Source organism: Shewanella sp. MR-4, assembly GCF_000014685.1.
Lineage (GTDB): Bacteria > Pseudomonadota > Gammaproteobacteria > Enterobacterales > Shewanellaceae > Shewanella.
This window is the reverse complement of record NC_008321.1, coordinates 4,077,522-4,094,480: the sequence shown is the minus strand read 5'-3', so window position 1 is coordinate 4,094,480 and position 16,959 is coordinate 4,077,522. Positions and strand designations below refer to the sequence as shown.

Annotated in this window: 10 protein-coding genes; 5 read left to right on the top strand and 5 right to left on the bottom strand. The window is 49.2% G+C overall.

All coding sequences use genetic code 11. The annotated features are described in order from the left end of the window. Positions 1–13: 13 nt before the first annotated feature. The 3 genes from SHEWMR4_RS17875 to uvrA all read right to left on the bottom strand — a co-directional run bounded on the left by SHEWMR4_RS17875 (position 14) and on the right by uvrA (position 4,442). Positions 14–1,054, bottom strand: a complete 1,041-nt coding sequence (locus SHEWMR4_RS17875; protein ID WP_011624154.1) for a M28 family peptidase — start codon at positions 1,052–1,054, stop codon at positions 14–16. Between the two features lie 84 nt (positions 1,055–1,138). Continuing rightward, entirely contained in the window at positions 1,139–1,477 is a 339-nt protein-coding gene (locus SHEWMR4_RS17870) for a hypothetical protein (protein ID WP_011624153.1), read from the bottom strand. A gap of 112 nt (positions 1,478–1,589) precedes the next feature. Beyond that, positions 1,590–4,442 carry an excinuclease ABC subunit UvrA gene (gene uvrA / locus SHEWMR4_RS17865; RefSeq protein ID WP_011624152.1) on the bottom strand — a complete coding sequence of 951 codons (2,853 nt, stop codon included), beginning with the start codon at positions 4,440–4,442 and terminating at the stop codon, positions 1,590–1,592. 410 nt (positions 4,443–4,852) lie between these two features. Here uvrA and SHEWMR4_RS17860 point away from each other — a divergent pair, with 410 nt between their 5' ends. The 4 genes from SHEWMR4_RS17860 (at position 4,853) to SHEWMR4_RS17845 (ending at position 10,736) form a co-directional block, all read left to right on the top strand. Continuing rightward, the gene (locus SHEWMR4_RS17860) at positions 4,853–6,220 is read left to right on the top strand and encodes an MFS transporter (RefSeq protein WP_011624151.1); all 1,368 of its coding nucleotides are present in this window, start codon (positions 4,853–4,855) and stop codon (positions 6,218–6,220) included. Positions 6,221–6,327: 107 nt separating this feature from the next. Then, positions 6,328–7,038: a single-stranded DNA-binding protein gene (gene ssb / locus SHEWMR4_RS17855; protein ID WP_011624150.1), complete on the top strand. Its 711-nt coding sequence runs from the start codon at positions 6,328–6,330 to the stop codon at positions 7,036–7,038. 128 nt (positions 7,039–7,166) lie between these two features. After that, positions 7,167–7,730, top strand: a complete 564-nt coding sequence (locus SHEWMR4_RS17850) for an imm11 family protein (RefSeq protein ID WP_011624149.1) — start codon at positions 7,167–7,169, stop codon at positions 7,728–7,730. 180 nt (positions 7,731–7,910) lie between these two features. Continuing rightward, complete coding sequence (locus SHEWMR4_RS17845; protein ID WP_049764517.1) at positions 7,911–10,736, top strand: M16 family metallopeptidase; 2,826 nt, start codon at positions 7,911–7,913, stop codon at positions 10,734–10,736. A gap of 161 nt (positions 10,737–10,897) precedes the next feature. On the opposite strand, the gene SHEWMR4_RS17840 is transcribed toward SHEWMR4_RS17845, so the two are convergent. Then, positions 10,898–13,615 carry a DEAD/DEAH box helicase gene (locus tag SHEWMR4_RS17840; RefSeq protein WP_011624147.1) on the bottom strand — a complete coding sequence of 906 codons (2,718 nt, stop codon included), beginning with the start codon at positions 13,613–13,615 and terminating at the stop codon, positions 10,898–10,900. Between the two features lie 358 nt (positions 13,616–13,973). Between SHEWMR4_RS17840 and SHEWMR4_RS17835 the strand changes: the two genes are divergently transcribed. Beyond that, positions 13,974–15,347, top strand: a complete 1,374-nt coding sequence (locus tag SHEWMR4_RS17835) for a DUF4397 domain-containing protein (protein WP_011624146.1) — start codon at positions 13,974–13,976, stop codon at positions 15,345–15,347. A gap of 64 nt (positions 15,348–15,411) precedes the next feature. Here the strand turns inward: SHEWMR4_RS17835 and SHEWMR4_RS17830 are convergent, their stop codons facing one another. Further along, positions 15,412–16,836, bottom strand: a complete 1,425-nt coding sequence (locus SHEWMR4_RS17830; RefSeq protein ID WP_011624145.1) for a LysM peptidoglycan-binding domain-containing protein — start codon at positions 16,834–16,836, stop codon at positions 15,412–15,414. Between the last annotated feature and the right edge of the window lie 123 nt (positions 16,837–16,959).

The following is a 16,959-nucleotide window of genomic DNA, read 5'->3' as shown; positions in this document are numbered from 1 at the left end:
CGCGCCACTTCGATTAATTTTTCAAAAAGTCGCCATTGAGTCGTAGGATTTCGAAGGCGGATTCTGTCACCGCCGCGAGGAAAACATAGTCCAAGGTGTCGGGGGTATCCTCGGGGGTATGGTATTGCGGATGAGTGGGGACGCCAAAATAGAGCCAAGGGATCTTGGCTTTATGGAAAGGATAATGATCCGAGGCTCTCAGCCAGTCGGTACTCTGGATGCTTCGTCCCACGGGTTTGGGATGGCTCAACTTAATACAGAGGTGATTATTCGCGTTTAGCATGGTCCTAAATTGTGGAAACTGATAAAAGTTGCGGCTGCCTTCGAGGTAAATAGCGTAGGGTCGGGTCGGATGGCCAATCATATCGAGATTGAGCATCAGTTCAAATTGCGCCTCGGGCATGCGCTGCTTGAGTTGCTCGACGAGGGCCGTACTGCCAAACAGCCCCGGCTCTTCGGCATCGGTCGCGACAAACATTAAGTTAATGTTGGGCAACGAATCGGGGGCGGCGCTTAGCTGCGCTTGCCAGTGGGCGGCCAGAGCCAACAGGGCGGCAACACCTGAGGCGTTATCATCGGCGCCGTGGTAAATCTTGCTGCCACTCATGCCGAGATGATCGTAGTGAGCCACCACAATGCGCCATCGATGAGTGGGTTGGCGTGCGGGGACTAACGCTACCATATTGCTTCCCGTCTCTTGGCTAAAAAGCGTGGCATATTCGAAGGGCACCTCGAAGGTCTCTCCCCACGCTTTGAGTCCGAGTTGCTGAAACTGGCTGTTCAAATAGTCGCGAGTCTTGGCGGCGCCTTGCGTTTGGGTTTTACGCCCCATTAATTCTGCGGCGCTGAGTATTGCTACCGTTTGCTTAAGAACTGAGGGTTCGGCCCAATTCAATCGAATCGCCTCAGGTGAACAAGTGTATTCGACGGGTTGATTGGCGCAGGCCGTAAGGCCCAAACACAAGCTGAGGATACACAAGCGTAATAAGCTCAAGCCAATGCCTTGAGCGCGGGGGCGAGTGATTGCTGTGAATGCCTGTGCCAAATTGCCCATGGCTATCCTTAAGGTTGGCAATAGAAAGGATCAATCCTAAGCCTAACAGGGATTTAGCCTGGGTGCATTGGCCGTAATGCTGAATTAGTCTAAGACGCGGATCTCGGGGGAGAGTGTCGCCTCTTGATGACGGCTTAAATTAAAGTGCTCCAAGCCAGAGACTAAATGGGTACGTGCGCAAATGGTAACTTGGGCGTTTTTGGTGAGTCCGCCTTGATCTAAAGTGGTGATCCGGCCATCGGGCAAGGCGAGCAGGCTGCTATCGGCTGTGCTGTCTAACACAGTCACCTGTAGACGTTTGGGTTGACCGATAAGCGGATCGATAGCCGCGATAGTCAGAGCCACGAGGGTTAATCCTAGGCAGGCAATCAGCAATACATTGGCACTACTTAAGCTAGTTAAACTAGGGCGATGCGTTGGCAAGATGTCCTCCTCGGTTGATAACGGCAAATGGCGAGCTTTAGAGAGTTTTTATACTGGGCTGGTTTTATCAACAGCGCCTAGGAGTATTCCAAGGCGCTGTTTGATTTTGAGGTTATGACTGTTTGGCTAGCTTAGCATCCCTTTCCAGCAGCGGCTTTAGGAAGCGCGCGGTATGGGACGTTGGATGCTCTGCCACCTCTTCTGGCGTACCAGTTGCTAGGATAGTGCCGCCGCCACCGCCGCCTTCTGGACCTAAGTCGATAATCCAGTCTGCGGTTTTAATCACATCCAGATTATGCTCAATCACCACGATAGTATTGCCATGGGATTTGAGGCGATGCAGCACATCGAGCAGCAATTGGATATCGGCAAAGTGCAAGCCCGTTGTCGGTTCATCCAGAATATACAAGGTCTTACCCGTATCGCGCTTAGAGAGTTCCTTCGCGAGTTTCACCCTTTGGGCTTCACCGCCCGACAGCGTGGTCGCGCTCTGGCCTAAACGTACGTAGGACAAACCCACATCCATCAGGGTTTGCAGTTTACGGGCAATGGCTGGCACGGCATCGAAAAACTCCCGCGCATCTTCCACTGTCATTTGCAGCACTTCGTGGATGTTCTTACCCTTGTAGCGCACCTCTAAGGTTTCGCGGTTATAGCGTTTACCCTTACAGGCATCGCAAGGCACATACACATCGGGCAGGAAGTGCATTTCGACCTTAATTAAGCCATCACCTTGGCAGGCCTCACAGCGACCGCCTTTCACGTTAAAGGAGAAACGGCCCACTTGATAACCACGGGTACGGGACTCCTGCGTTCCAGCAAAAATCTCCCGAATAGGCGTAAAGATACCGGTATAAGTGGCAGGGTTGGAGCGCGGCGTGCGGCCAATTGGGCTTTGGTCGATATCGACCACTTTATCGCATTGCTCCATGCCGACGATGCGATCGTAAGGTGCAGGCTCATCGACTGTGGCACCGTTGAGTTGCTTATGGGCAATTCTAAAGAAGGTGTCGTTAATCAGCGTCGATTTACCCGAACCCGATACCCCGGTCACGCAGGTGAACAGGCCTACGGGAACCGTTAAGTCGACATTGCGCAGGTTATTGCCGCGGGCGCCGTAAAGCTCAATCACTTGTTTTGGATCGTAAGGCGTACGTGGAGTGCTGATATGGATATTGCGTTTGCCCGAAATATATTGGCCAGTCACGGACTCGTCGCAGGCGACAATTTTCTCAATTGGGCCGTCGCAAATCACTTCGCCGCCGTGTACCCCAGCGCCTGGGCCGATATCGATAATATGATCCGCGATACGAATCGCATCTTCATCATGCTCCACTACGATCACTGTATTACCTAAATCCCGCAGGTGGATTAAGGTCTGCAATAACCGTTCGTTATCTCGCTGGTGCAAGCCGATAGAAGGCTCGTCAAGCACATACATCACGCCGACGAGTCCTGCGCCGATTTGGCTGGCGAGACGAATACGCTGCGCTTCACCGCCTGAGAGGGTTTCGGCCGAACGCGACAGACTTAAATAGTTGAGGCCGACGTTAACTAGGAAGCCTAAGCGATCGCGCACTTCCTTCAGTACCTTCTCGGCGATCTGTGCCTTTTGGCCGCTGAACTCGAGTTTGTCGAAGTAGTCTAGGGCTTCACCTATCGACCAAACGGTGAGTTTTGGCAGGTTAAGATCGCCAATAAACACGTTACGGGCTTCTTCGCGCAAGCGCGACCCGCCACAGCTTTGGCAGGCTTGAGTATTGATAAACTTGGCTAATTCTTCGCGCACCGCGTTGCTTTCGGTCTCGCGGTAGCGCCGGTCCATATTATTTAAGATGCCTTCGAAGGGGTGAGTGCGCACCACCACATCACCACGGTCGTTGATGTATTTGAAGGCGATGCTGTCTTTGCCTGAGCCGTAGAGGACGATTTTTCTCACCTTATCCGACAGCTGTTCGAAGGGAATTTCGACATCGAACTTATAGTGGTCGGCGAGCGAACTCAGCATCTGAAAGTAATAGAAGTTACGTCTATCCCAGCCACGAATCGCGCCGCCCGCAAGGGATAACTCAGGATTAGTGATCACTCTGTCGGGGTCGAAAAACTGTTGTACCCCTAAACCATCACAGGTCGGGCAAGCGCCCGCCGGGTTGTTAAAGGAGAAAATCCGTGGCTCAAGCTCTGCCATTGAATAACCGCAGTGCGGACAGGCAAAATTTGCAGAGAAGATTAATTCTTCAGTGTTGCCTTCATCCATGCTGGCGACCACGGCAATCCCGCCGGAGAGTTCGAGCGCGGTTTCAAAGGATTCGGCGAGACGCTGCTGGATATCGCTGCGGACTTTAAAGCGGTCGACCACCACTTCGATGGTGTGCTTAACGTGTAAATCGAGTGTTGGTGGATCGGTTAAGTCGCAGACTTCGCCATCGATTCGGGCGCGGATATAGCCCTGCGCCGATAAACCTTCGAGTAGTTTAACGTGCTCACCCTTACGACCGTTGACTACGGGCGCCAGCAGCATCAAGCGGCTGTCTTCGGGCATTTCTAACACTTTATCGACCATCTGACTCACGGTTTGCGCCGCAAGGGGTTGGCCGTGTGTCGGGCAGCGCGGTTCGCCCACACGGGCAAACAACAGACGCAGATAGTCGTAAATTTCGGTAATAGTCCCGACGGTGGAGCGCGGGTTATGGGACGTCGATTTTTGTTCGATGGAAATTGCCGGGCTCAAGCCTTCGATATGGTCGACATCGGGCTTTTCCATCAAGCTTAAGAATTGGCGGGCATAGGCAGAAAGAGACTCAACGTAACGTCGTTGGCCTTCGGCATATAAGGTATCAAATGCTAGGGAAGATTTGCCTGAACCCGATAACCCTGTGATAACGATTAACTTATCCCTTGGGATAGTCAGGTTGATATTTTTGAGATTGTGGGTCCGTGCGCCGCGTATTTCAATCTTATCCATCTATCGCTCAAGTCTTATGCTTAAAAAAAATGAGCCTAAGTATCGCACAGTTCGGCGGCCGAGTTTAGTCGATTCTGTGATCTTGCTGACACGCCCAATGGGCGCGGTTGTGGGGTCGGTATTGCTAATAAAGGTGATGCAGTTAGCGGATTAACGAAGATTAATCCGTCTATCGGCTGTGAACTTAGCCAACTTCTGTAAGCATCGAGTTAACTATTTGTAGCCAATGGGCTTTTAGATAAGCCTTAAAAATAAAGGCCTAAGCGTACGCTAACGCGCGAGCATCAGCATTGGCGCGGGGCAAAACCCGCTGTTTTGCACTCTCGGCGCGGGCGGTTTTTCCTTTTGAGCAAACGCTTTTGGGTGTGTTAACATGCGCCCCCTAAAAGACTTCAATCCAGGGCAAAATCATGGGTAACAACGGACTTTCAGGAACCGAGAAAAAAGTCGCGTTTTCTTTAGCCAGCGTATTTGGTTTACGTATGATGGGCTTGTTTATGATCATGCCCGTCTTTGCACTCTATGGTCAGCATTTAGAAGGTTTTTCTCCCCTTTGGGTGGGGATTGCCATTGGTGCCTATGGTTTGACTCAGGCCGTTTTGCAGATCCCTATGGGGATTTTATCAGACAAGTATGGTCGTAAACCTGTCATTCTCGCTGGCCTAGTATTGTTCGCCATCGGCAGCTTAATTGCCGCCAATGCCGATACGATTTACGGGGTGGTATTTGGCCGTGCCGTGCAAGGTATGGGGGCGATTGCCGCCGCCGTGTTGGCCTTAGCGGCGGACTTAACCCGAGATGAGCAGCGCACTAAGGTGATGGCCATTATCGGCATGTGTATCGGCGGCTCCTTTGCCCTGTCGTTACTCGTGGGCCCAATTGTGGCGCAGCATTTAGGCTTATCGGGTTTATTCCTGCTAACCGCTGGCCTTGCGGTACTTGGCATGTTGATTGTGCAGTTATTAGTGCCGAATCCGATTTCCCATGCACCTAAGGGCGATACCTTAGCCGCGCCCGCCAAGCTCAAGCGTATGTTGACCGATCCGCAGCTGTTTAGGCTCGATGCGGGTATTTTTATTCTGCACTTAGTGTTAACCGCGGTGTTTGTCGCCTTGCCACTCGATTTAGTCGATGCGGGTCTGGTGAAAGAAAAACATTGGATGCTGTATTTCCCCGCGTTTGTGGGCGCATTCTTCTTGATGGTGCCGTTAATCATCATTGGGGTGAAGCGTAAGAATACTAAGGCGATGTTCCAAATTGCTTTAGTGATCATGATGTTTGCCCTTGCGGCCATGGCGATGTTTTCGAACAACCTCTGGGTATTGAGCGTGGCAGTGCTGCTGTTTTTTACCGGCTTTAACTACCTTGAGGCGTCGCTGCCGAGTTTGATTGCGAAATTCTGCCCCGTTGGTGAAAAAGGCTCGGCCATGGGGGTCTATTCAACTAGCCAATTCTTAGGCGCATTCTGTGGAGGTATGCTCGGCGGCGGTGCGTTCCAATTAGTCGGCGCCGTGGGCGTGTTTATCGTCGCGCTGGTATTGATGGGCGTTTGGTTATTATTGACCCTAGGGATGAAAAATCCTGTGCTGCTTAAGAGTTACACCTTAGAGGCTGCCGTAAAAGATAAGGCCCAAGCGCGGGATATGGCGTCGCAGCTGTCACAATTGATGGGTGTGGTCGAAGCGATTGTGGTGCTAGATGAGAAAGTTGCTTATCTCAAAGTTGACGAGCATTTCGATTTAAGAGAAGCCCGAGCTGTGTTAGGCTCTGCTCAATAATATGTGTTATTGCCGCGAGTTTTAGGGAAGCGGATTTTCCCTTGCGGCAACAATTATAAACAACATACTGAATTAATAGATTATTTAAAGAATCGCAGGAGATTTCAATGGCCAGTCGTGGTGTTAACAAGGTAATTTTGGTTGGCAATTTGGGACAAGATCCAGAAGTACGTTACATGCCAAACGGTAACGCAGTCGCTAACATCACAGTAGCGACCAGCGAATCGTGGAAAGACCAACAAGGTCAACAGCAAGAGCGTACTGAATGGCACCGTGTGGTTCTGTTTGGCAAGTTGGCTGAAATTACGGGTGAGTACCTGCGTAAAGGTTCACAGGTTTACCTCGAAGGTAAACTGCAGACGCGTAAGTGGAAAGATCAAAGCGGTCAAGATCGTTACAGCACTGAAGTGGTTATCGACCAAAGCGGTAGCATGCAAATGTTAGGTGGTCGCAATCAAGGCCAAAGTCAAGGTCAAGGCCAAGGTGCACCTATGGGTGGCATGCAACAAAACGCGGGTTACCAAGCGGCACCGGCTCAAACTGCGCCAGCGCAAAACCAATACGCGCCAGCACAGCAAAGTTACCAAGCACCCGCACAGCAGCCACAATCTGGCTACAATCAGCAGCCAGCTCAGCAAAGCTATGGCCAGCAACAAGCGCAGCCCCACGCACAGCCACAGCAAGGTGGTTATGCGCCTAAGCCTGCTGCACCTGCGTATCAAGCACCAGCGGCACCTGCACAACGTCCAGCGCCACAGCCACAACAAAACTTCACCCCAGATTTGGATGATGGTTGGGACGACGATATCCCGTTCTAAGCTTGATTATCTAGCATAGTGCTAAGATTCAAACACAAGGCCCCGTTTACGGGGCTTTGTTTTAATTGCAATTTTTCCGTCGATAGCAAAACGTTGAGTTGCTTTCAAACCATTTACAGGATGTAGAGATGGAACCATTTTTTGAGTTGGATGCTTTCTATCACAGGGATGTTTATTTTGTGTATTCGGAGCAGAATGAGCAGCCCTATATTGATAGTTTTACTAAGCCTTTGAATGGTGTAACACCTCTTTACTATGAGGTGGATGTGCTTGATGAGGCGATTACCCAGTACGACATTTTGCCCACCATAGGCCTTCCCCTTGTCAGTTCATTATTTGTCGAGCAATTTCGTGCAGTTAGCGACAAAGAAGTCCAGTTTATCCCTGCTGAAATTCGTGATAACAGCGGAGACTTCAATCATCAATTTTATGCGATGAAGGTGCTTAAACGTTTCGCCTGTATCGATATGAATCGCTCGCAAATCAGTTATCGCCGCTATGGTGAATGTCAGTCACTCCAAATCCAGACTTTAGTGATTGATGCCAGCAAGGTGGAGGGAGCGTCGATATTTTCGCTACAGGAAAAACTGGCTTATATCATAGTGAATCAAACTATTCGCGATCTGTGTCAGCCGCTTCGGGGCGTAGAGTGTTTGCCGCTGGTCGAGGCATTTGGTTCGAGATTTTGGTGAAATTATTTCTAAAGATATTTTGCTAAATATCAAGGTGATAATTGCTTTTGGTACGGTGTAAGGTATTGATTTTGTGACTTAAAGCCTTTTAGCGGCTATAGTAAAAAGTCAATTTATCAGTACTGAGGTAAGCATTTTCTCCGGTTAATGAACCCAATTGGGTGGAGAAAATGAATTTTTATGAATCATTTCAAGCGAATCCAGTTTAAACACCTGTGGCTGCTATTTATCATGGTGGCCTTACCCTTAAGAGCGGTTGAAGCGCCTTTATGGCCTGAGTTGGCCAATTTACCCTTAAGTCAACGCGTGCACACAGGCACTCTTACCAATGGTATGCACTATCTGTTAGTGAACAACAAAACTCCCGAACAGGCGGTTATCGTCCGTATGCGGGTCGATGTGGGATCTGTGATGGAAACGGATGCTGAGCAAGGGCTGGTGCATTTGTTAGAGCATATGGCCTTTAGTGGTTCTACTGGGCTAGCTGCGGGGGAGATGATCCCCACACTGCAGCGCCTAGGCTTAAGTTTTGGGGCCGATACCAATGCGGTGACTGAATTTCAGCAGACGGTTTATCAGTTTAATCTACCGAGCAATAGCCAAGATAAGGTCGATACCGCCTTGTTTTTAATGCGCGAAATCGCCGGTAATCTGTTGCTGGATCCCGCGTTTATCGAGCGTGAAAAGGCGGTGGTTTTGTCTGAATTGCGTGAGCGAAGCAGCGCCGATTTAGAAAACTATCGCCACCAGTTAGCCTTTTTAATGCCGCAAACAGTGCTGTCGCAGCGCTTTCCCGTAGGAGAGGCGACGAGCATTAAAAATGCGAACCGTGAAAAGTTATTATCCCTCTATCAACGTTTTTACACGCCGTCCCGCACCACCTTAATTGTGGTGGGCGATATCGATGTCGGCAGTATCGAGCAAAAGATCAAACAGCAATTTACCGATTGGCAAGCCGCGCCGCAGGCTGCTGGGGTAAAGGCGCAATCTATCGGTATGGTGCAAGCCAAGGCTGCGGTAGAGGCGAGCGCCTTCTTCGATCCGAGTCTGCAAACCTCGGTTTCCTTAGGACTGTTAAAACCACAAACGCCTAAGCCTGATACGATTGCGCTGCGCGAGCAGGATATTTTATTAGAGCTCGCCCACGGTATTTTGTATCGCCGCCTAGAATCTCAATTACTCCACAGCCAAGGCCTGTACGGCGTTAATCTGCAAATTGGTCACGAGTATGATATTGCCTACGGTACTCAAATGACGCTCGGCACGCAGGAAAACAATTGGCAGCAGGGTATTGCGTTATTGGAGCAAACCCTGCGTCAGGCGCTTGAGTTTGGCTTTAGCCAACAGGAAATCGACCAACAACTTAAACGAATGCATAAGGGCTATCAGCTCAATGCTGCCGGTAGCAACACTATCCACAGCCTGAACATTGCCGAAAGCCTAGTGAATGCGGTGGCGAGCAGACGTGTGCCCGTCGAGCCTGAGTGGCAATTGGCATTGTTTGAGAAACTGATGCCGAGTATCACGCCGCAAAAACTGCAGCAGTTGTTTAAACAGACTTGGAATGGCACGCCTTATTTGTATTTAACCAGCAATAAGCCCATAGATGATGTTGAAAAACAGCTATTATCCGCCTACAACGCGAGCCAAAAGCAAGCGGTAAAAGCGCCTGAAACCAAAGCCATTGCCGAATTTGCCTATAGCCAGTTTGGTGAGCCTGGTCAGATTGTTGCCGATCAGCGTGATGCCGCAACTGGGATCCGTAAGTTACAGTTTGCCAACGGTGTGCGACTCAATTTAAAACCCACGGATTTTAATCAGGGCGTAACGCTGGTGAGTTTAAACATCGGCTTTGGCGAGGTGCCATTCCCCGAGCTAGACGGCTTGTCCTATCTATTTAACAGTGCCTTTGTGCAAGGCGGCTTAGGCTTACATGATTGGGATAGCTTGCGGGATATTTTTGCAGGCCAAGATATCTCTGTGAGCTTGAGTCTACGTGAGCAGAGTTTTGGCGGTGAGATCAGCACCAATGCTGCCGAGCTTCGTACCCAATTAGGCGTGCTGACGGCTTATTTAGTCGACCCAGGTATGGAGAAGCAGGCCGAGCAGTTATTCCGTGAGCAAGTGATTGCCGAGCAGCAGAGTATTCATAGCAATCCACAGCTGGAGTTTTCGAATCAATTTGCTCGGATTGCCCATGATGGTGATAAACGCTATGGCTATGGTAATCCTGAGGAAATCCTCAAGCGTCAGTTTACCGAGTTAGCGCCTAGTTTCCATTCTGCGGTGCAGCAGGGGGCGATTGAACTGGCGATTGTCGGCGATTTTAATGAAGACAACGCCATTGCCGAAGTGGCGCAAACCATAGGGGCTGTTGCTCGTCAGCCGATCCCTAAGGGACAGACAATTGTGCCCGTGTTTCCCAAAGTGCCAGCACACATGAGCCTGACGCATTATGGTCAGGTCGATATGGCGGCGCTGGCGCAGGTGTGGCCAACCACGGATATGAGTAATCTTCGTGAGCAGGTCGGTTTAGGCTTGCTCGAGCAGGTACTGAGCATCTTGCTGACTGAAAATGTGCGCGAAAAAGCCGGCGCGAGTTATTCACCTTCGGCATTCTCATATAATGATTTAAATCCAACGGGTTATGGCTACCTTGGCTTATTTAGCGTCACAACTAAGAGTATGTTGCCTGAGGTGGCTCAGTATTACGCCGCCGCAGTGAAGCAAGTCCAAGCGCCAGCGGGGATCAGTGAGGATTTACTCAATCGTGCCCGCCAGCCAGTGTTGGAGTGGATGCAGATGGCGCCGCAAAGCAATAACTTTTGGCTCGATTTAGCCTCAACCGCCCAAAGCCAACCGGATCGTTTTGCGGGCTTTAACCAACGATTGGCGCTGGTACAGCAGATTACGCCCGCCGAGTTAAGCCAATTGGCACTGAAATATCTCAAGGATAATAAGCGTTTAACAATCGAAACCTTACCCGCGCCAGTCACGGCTCAGTGAGCCATTAAATCACCCTTCCTCTGAAGACCTACCCCCTATGATATTCATTTTATAGGGGGTGACTTCACTTGATTGCTTTAAAGGAAAGCCTGTTTTTAGCTCATCGCCGAGTAGTGTAAAACAGGATTGGAAGCGGCTTAGGCATTCAAGGTTTGCTTGTATTAGCGTGGCTGGGGAATACCCAATTGCTGACAAATATGCTGGATACAAAGTTCTCGCTGTTGGCACCATAGTCCGTAACTGACGGGGATAAGTTTAATGCCTGCGCGCTGCAACAGCTTATACATATCAATATCGAAAAAGTCCGCCCAAGGCCCTGGGTAACCGATTAAATCTATTGCTAAATATTGGTTACCATAACGGCACAGAATATCCAGTTCTAATCCTGCTATATGATAGGCGCGCCAGACGCTTATGCCTTTTTCTTCAATCGCGTGTGCGACTGACTGGCCGAAGCTATCGAGGGAATCGACATAGTGATGTGCCGCTTGAAATTGTCCCGCCGATGCTAAGTAAGTTGCCAGTAAATTATTGCTAGGAAGCTCATGCTCTTGCACGGATAAGAATAGCCACTGCATCTGCTTGGCGCGGGTAATCGCGACATTAAACATATCGGCGCGATTTAAATACACTGCCGCTCGGCTGTCTTTGGGCGTAATGCTAAACGACAGCAGCATAATATCGCGCTCCTCCCCTTGAAATCCGAAGGGCGTCGCAATCCGTAATTGGTGGCGCTCTATCTGCTGCGCACTAAAGCGCGCGAGAATTTGCTGGGATAAATACTCTGTCTGATTGCGAAAGCAGGAGAGTACCCCAATGCTGGCTGGAACTAATGCATTCTCTTGTTCATCAATCAGTTGAGACAGTTTTTGAATTAATGCCTCGGCTTCTATGGCGTTAATTCCCTTGCTATCACGGCTGCCAGTCACATGGACTCTGTGTAAGTGCCCCGAACTCGTACAGGGCCTGTGTTGCATAACCTTCAACATGCCTTGATAAAACTGCTGATTACTAAATTGGATTAGCTCAGGTTTACTCCGAAAATGCTCATTTAAAAATACCACTTGGGATTGGCGTTCAAGGGATTGCGATACTAAGTCGAGCATACTGGCATCACGGTAGCTCATTAATCCGCGGCAATCTGCTGCGAGTCCGAGCTGGGTCTGGATTTGGGTTTGTTTTGCGCGGGATAAAAACGAGAAATGGCGTAGCTGTTTACTATCGCCAACAACGAGCGCAGCTTTGGCGCGCTGCAAGGCCGGTAGACATGCGGCAATATTGGCTTGAGTCGCCTCATCAATAATGACCAAATCAAACATTTGCACCTGCATGGGCAGTACCCTATGTAAGCTCGCAAGGCTAGATAACCAAATAGGAAAGGTCTGTTTTAAAGCATCAAAATCTGTCTTGTAGAAGCCTTCGAGTTGCTTCGCTGACTGCCGTGCCCGTAGCGCACTGGCAAAACTCACCAGCGTACTGCGCTTATGTTTGAGTAATTGATTTAATCGATAACCAGTAGCCAATTGTAAGTATTTGAGGCTTAAGCTTTCTTTTTGCTCGATAAGGGCGGTTAATCTGTCGAGTACATCCCATTGCTGGGCAAACTGCTTGATGCCTGAGCGATTAAACCACTGATAAAATCCTAGGCGCCAGCGGGATTGCTTTTGCTCTAGTGTCGCGAGTTTCTGGCCCCGACGTATTGCGTGTCGGCAGTGGCGTATAAAACCCGTTTCCATATTGGCCTGCTTACGGGTGACATTGGCTAACTGTTGTTTTGCAAGGCGTAACACAATATCCGTCACCTCTTGGTCAACCGCGGGGTGCTGACCATGAAGCATCTCATCGATTTGGTTCTTAAGGACTTTAATAAACTGCGGTGAGCCGGCTCGGATAAGGCTGCTCCCAAGCTGGAACTGTTGCTGTAATTTGTCGGCGATCACATCCACCGCAACATCCGTGTGGGCGACTACCAGTACTGACATGCCCCTTAATACTTGTTCCGCTGCCACTGTGGCTATGGTGTAACTCTTACCCGTGCCTGGTGGGCCCGATATTTGCCCCAATGTATGATTAGCCGCTACCTTTAGGGCCTGAATTTGCGCGCGGCTTAATAGCCCTGGCAGGTAATCCTCTTGGGTATCGACATGAATACTTTCTGAATCTTGGCTTGGAGCATGCCCAAACAGTGCTTGCAGCGGTGCTGAGAGTGAGGGCGCCGTGATGAGTTTATCGAGTTCGTGCAAAATGCCGCGACTGGCAAAGGAACGTTCTGCCAGAATCACTTGGCTACGGCTGACCAAAAACGGCCCGCGTTTACGGCTGAGCCGGGTAAATTCCGCTTCATCGATCAGTTTGGGGAAATGTAATAAATGACCCGTGTCGACATCGGCCTGACCCGCCCGCAGCCAAGCTATCCAACCACTAACATCCGTTGGATTGTCGCGTAACTCTTGGCTTAAACTATGGCCCTCAACGACTAACTTTTCTAACAGGGGCTCATTGATGGTGAATTGCCCAGAGCCTGTCAGAGTGTGATTGCATTCTAGGTAAATGTTATCGCCATCAAGCTGTAATTGGCATTCTCGGTACAGCAGTGGCGTGACGACTTTACGTTTTTCTCCATTAAGCTCAACACTACCGCAAAAAAACAGGCAGCAATGCAATAGTACTTTTTCACGTAGATACAAGGCACTACGTGCCATTAACGCTGATGCGGGAGCAAATGGCACTGGCAGGCGCGGTAGAAAACCACTACTCAATTCGTCTTCATGCTGGAGCAAGAGTTGATCTTGTTCCGCCAGCTTATGGCTAGCCCAGAGGTTAATTTCAGCACTGTCGTGTTGAAAACACTGTTTGTAGTAGTTAAGAATCCCTTGCAAACCTTATCCATCCCCAAGACTTAATTGGCGATGCGAGAGTAACCTAATCGTATAGGGCGAACAAGGTTCATACCATTTGTAAACAAGGTCAAAGCCTGATGAATGATGCTCGAAAGCCGCAACATTTTTTACCCAATAGCAGTATTTGAGTTGTAAACAAAAGTATCCTTGACTGCATTTGTATCAATTAAGTGCTTAAAACATGTGGTTTGTATCAGAGTTTTTGTTGTTATTGAGATGTTTGTTGGGTGTTTGAGTTTGTGAAATATTTGTTTATTGTTTCGATGGAAATTGCCATTGTTGTCATTGTATAACTGCGTAGACTGAACTGAATTTTTGTCTGCTAATGAGGGATACGATGCTTAACAATAAACTAAAAGGATTCGCGGTTTTGACCTTCGCCTGTTTGGGCGTGACCGCTTGTGGTGGCTCCGATAACAACAAGGATGAGGACACCTCGAAGACCGATACTTATGTGCAATTCTACAATGCTTCAGTGGGGAGTACGGCCACTGCACTTAAGATTGGCGATAAAACCTATGAGAGCGTGAGCTACGCCGATGCGATGCCAAGGTTTACTTCAACACCGGGCGTGAGTGCCGTCGAGGTAATGGGTAAAGATGCGTCTAACAAGGATATTTCGATCTACAAAGAGGATATCGATCTAAAAACCGCAACTGATCACTTCTTTGTGTTGCATGGGGATTTTGCCTCGCCATCGCTGCTAAATATCAATTACTCCCGCACTGAGTTAGATAAGCAAAATGCCGAAGCGGATAAGAGCAAAATGCAATTATTGATCGCCCATACGGCGATGGATGCGCCTGCCTACGATGCCTATATTGCCAAAGCCGATCAAAGCTTTGCCGATGCGGTGATGCTGGGCAGTGTCTCCTACGGTGACGTTTCAACACCGCAGATTTTGGACACTGGGGATTACAAGGTTTACCTCGCACCTGCGGGAACCACCAACGTGAGCTACACCACGGCAAGCATTAACTTTAAGTCTAAGGTGCCCTATAAGTTGATTTTAAGGGAAAGCTTTGGCGCCTCGGATGCCAAAATCAGCTTAGACAGTGTCGATTCAACCACTAATGTGCGTAATCATGTCGCCCTCGAAAGTAGTGTAGGCTTTAGAGTATTCAACGGCTTGGCCGCACATAATGTCGATGTCAAAGTGGTGAGCAATAAACAAGAAGCCCTATTTAGCAATGTGGTTCCCTTTGGCGTGACTGCTTATCAAGGCGCGGAGTTTAATGACTTTGGCGTGAGTGTGTTTGACCACACTAGCCAGGCTAAATTGCTCGATAATGTGTTGATCACCCTTAATCAGGACGATATCAAAACCATCTTCATCTACGAGCAAACCACCGAAGAGGGTAGCCAAGTCAAGGCGATGGAGATGAAGCAAACGCAAACGCCAAGCCCCTACAGCTTTAAGTTCGATATTCTTAGTTTTGCCGACAAGAGTAACCTGACGCTGTATTTCTTAAAGGCAAACGACACCATTGAAACTGCGACCTATAAGATCAGTGCCATTAATCCAACGGCGCCGCAATCCTTAGTAGTGCCAAAAGGTGAGTATTCCATCAAGGTCATTGCGGTGGAAAATGGCACTAAGACAGTAGTTTATGCATCAGAGATGATGGATTTTAATAACGAAGATAATGTCACTATGGTGCTGAATAAGGACGCTTCAACCAGCTTTGGCTATAACCTCGTTAAGCTTTAATCGGTAAATAGATTGGGCAATAAAAAAGCACTACCTTGGTAGTGCTTTTTCATCTTAACCGTCTCTATTCCGACAGTTTTAGCTCTTGGCCAGGCTTAATAATGCTCTTGGCATTGAGCTGGTTCCACTTCATTAAATCCGCGAGCTTCACTTTGTTTTTGCGCGCGATTTTATCTAACGAGTCACCGGACTTCACCTTGTATGTGCTGGCTTTCGCGGCGGGCTTGTCAGCGGTTTTACTGCTGGTTTTAGTTTTAGCCGATTGAGACGTTGTTTGAGCTTTGCTCTGTTTTGGCGTCTCGCTCGAGGCGTTATCTTCGCTTGTCATCGGCGTTAACAGGGTCAGCTCTTGGCCGATTTTAATTCTATCGGAGCTGAGGTTATTTGCCTGCTTTAACTCTTTGACTGAAATATCAAATTTCGCAGCAATTGTACCTAGGCTATCGCCGGATTTCACAATATAGCTTTGGCTGTCGTAATGTTTTTGCGCGGACAGCTGATGCTGATTCTCTTGGTATTGGCCGATGTTTTCAATCGGCAGGGCGATTTGATATTTGCCCTTACTTGGGATCACGCTTTGGCGATAACCAGGGTTATAGGTTTTAAACTCCGCCTTAGTGAGTCCCGCAGCATTGGCGATTTGGCTGAGTTCAACGCCGTTAGGTGCAGGTAAACGCTCTAAAAATGGGCGGTTGGCAATCGGCATCACCTTGAGATTGTAATGGCTAGGTGCGCGGATAATTTGAATAAAGGCCAGCCATTTAGGCACGGTTTGCACTTGGCGAGCCGGAATATTCAGCGACCAGAAATCCGTGGGTTTGCCCTTAGCTTTGTTTCTATCGATAGCGGCTTTGATCACTAGCTCGCCACTGTTATAGCCTGCAACGGCGTTGATCCAGTCGTTACCTAAGGTGTCGTGCAAGTGCTGTAAATAGTCGAGTACGGCATCGGTCGAGGCCAGCGCATCTTTACGGCCATCGTAGGCTGAGTTGATGGTAAGGCCAAAGTTACGTCCCGTGGCAGGGATCATTTGCCAGAGTCCAGCAGGCCCATTTGCCTGGGCAAGCGGATTATAGCCACTCTCGACAATAGGTAATAATGCCAATTCGAGCGGCATATTACGGGTTTCGAGTTGGCTGACAATATAGTATAAAAATGGCTCGGCGCGTTGGGTCACCTGAGTCATAAACTTTTGCTTATCATCGAAAAAGTTGCGCTGTTTGCGCACTTCAGCATCGTCATGCACATCAATAGTACGGGCGTGTTGGATTTTCTCCCACACATCGGTATAGCGTTCGTCGATAACTTCTGCCTCAACATGCTGAGGTTGCGTCGTCTGTTCGCTAGTGCCTTCGGCTTCTGGCAAGGCTGCAGCGTATTCCGTGGGTGAGGTTTGCGCCGAAGTGGTTGCGCAGCCGCTTAGCTGAGCCGTCAAGATGGCGACCACGAGCGCAGCGAATGCACTGGGGTGGCGAAAGGTTTTCCGCATGATTGTCCTGTAATCTGTGATGACTTGGTATTCCATGATTTGGCACATGCTAATCTGTTTTCGCATTTCTGAATAGCTTTGCTGGAAATTTGACCACCCATGTGACATTTAGATTTAGTCGCA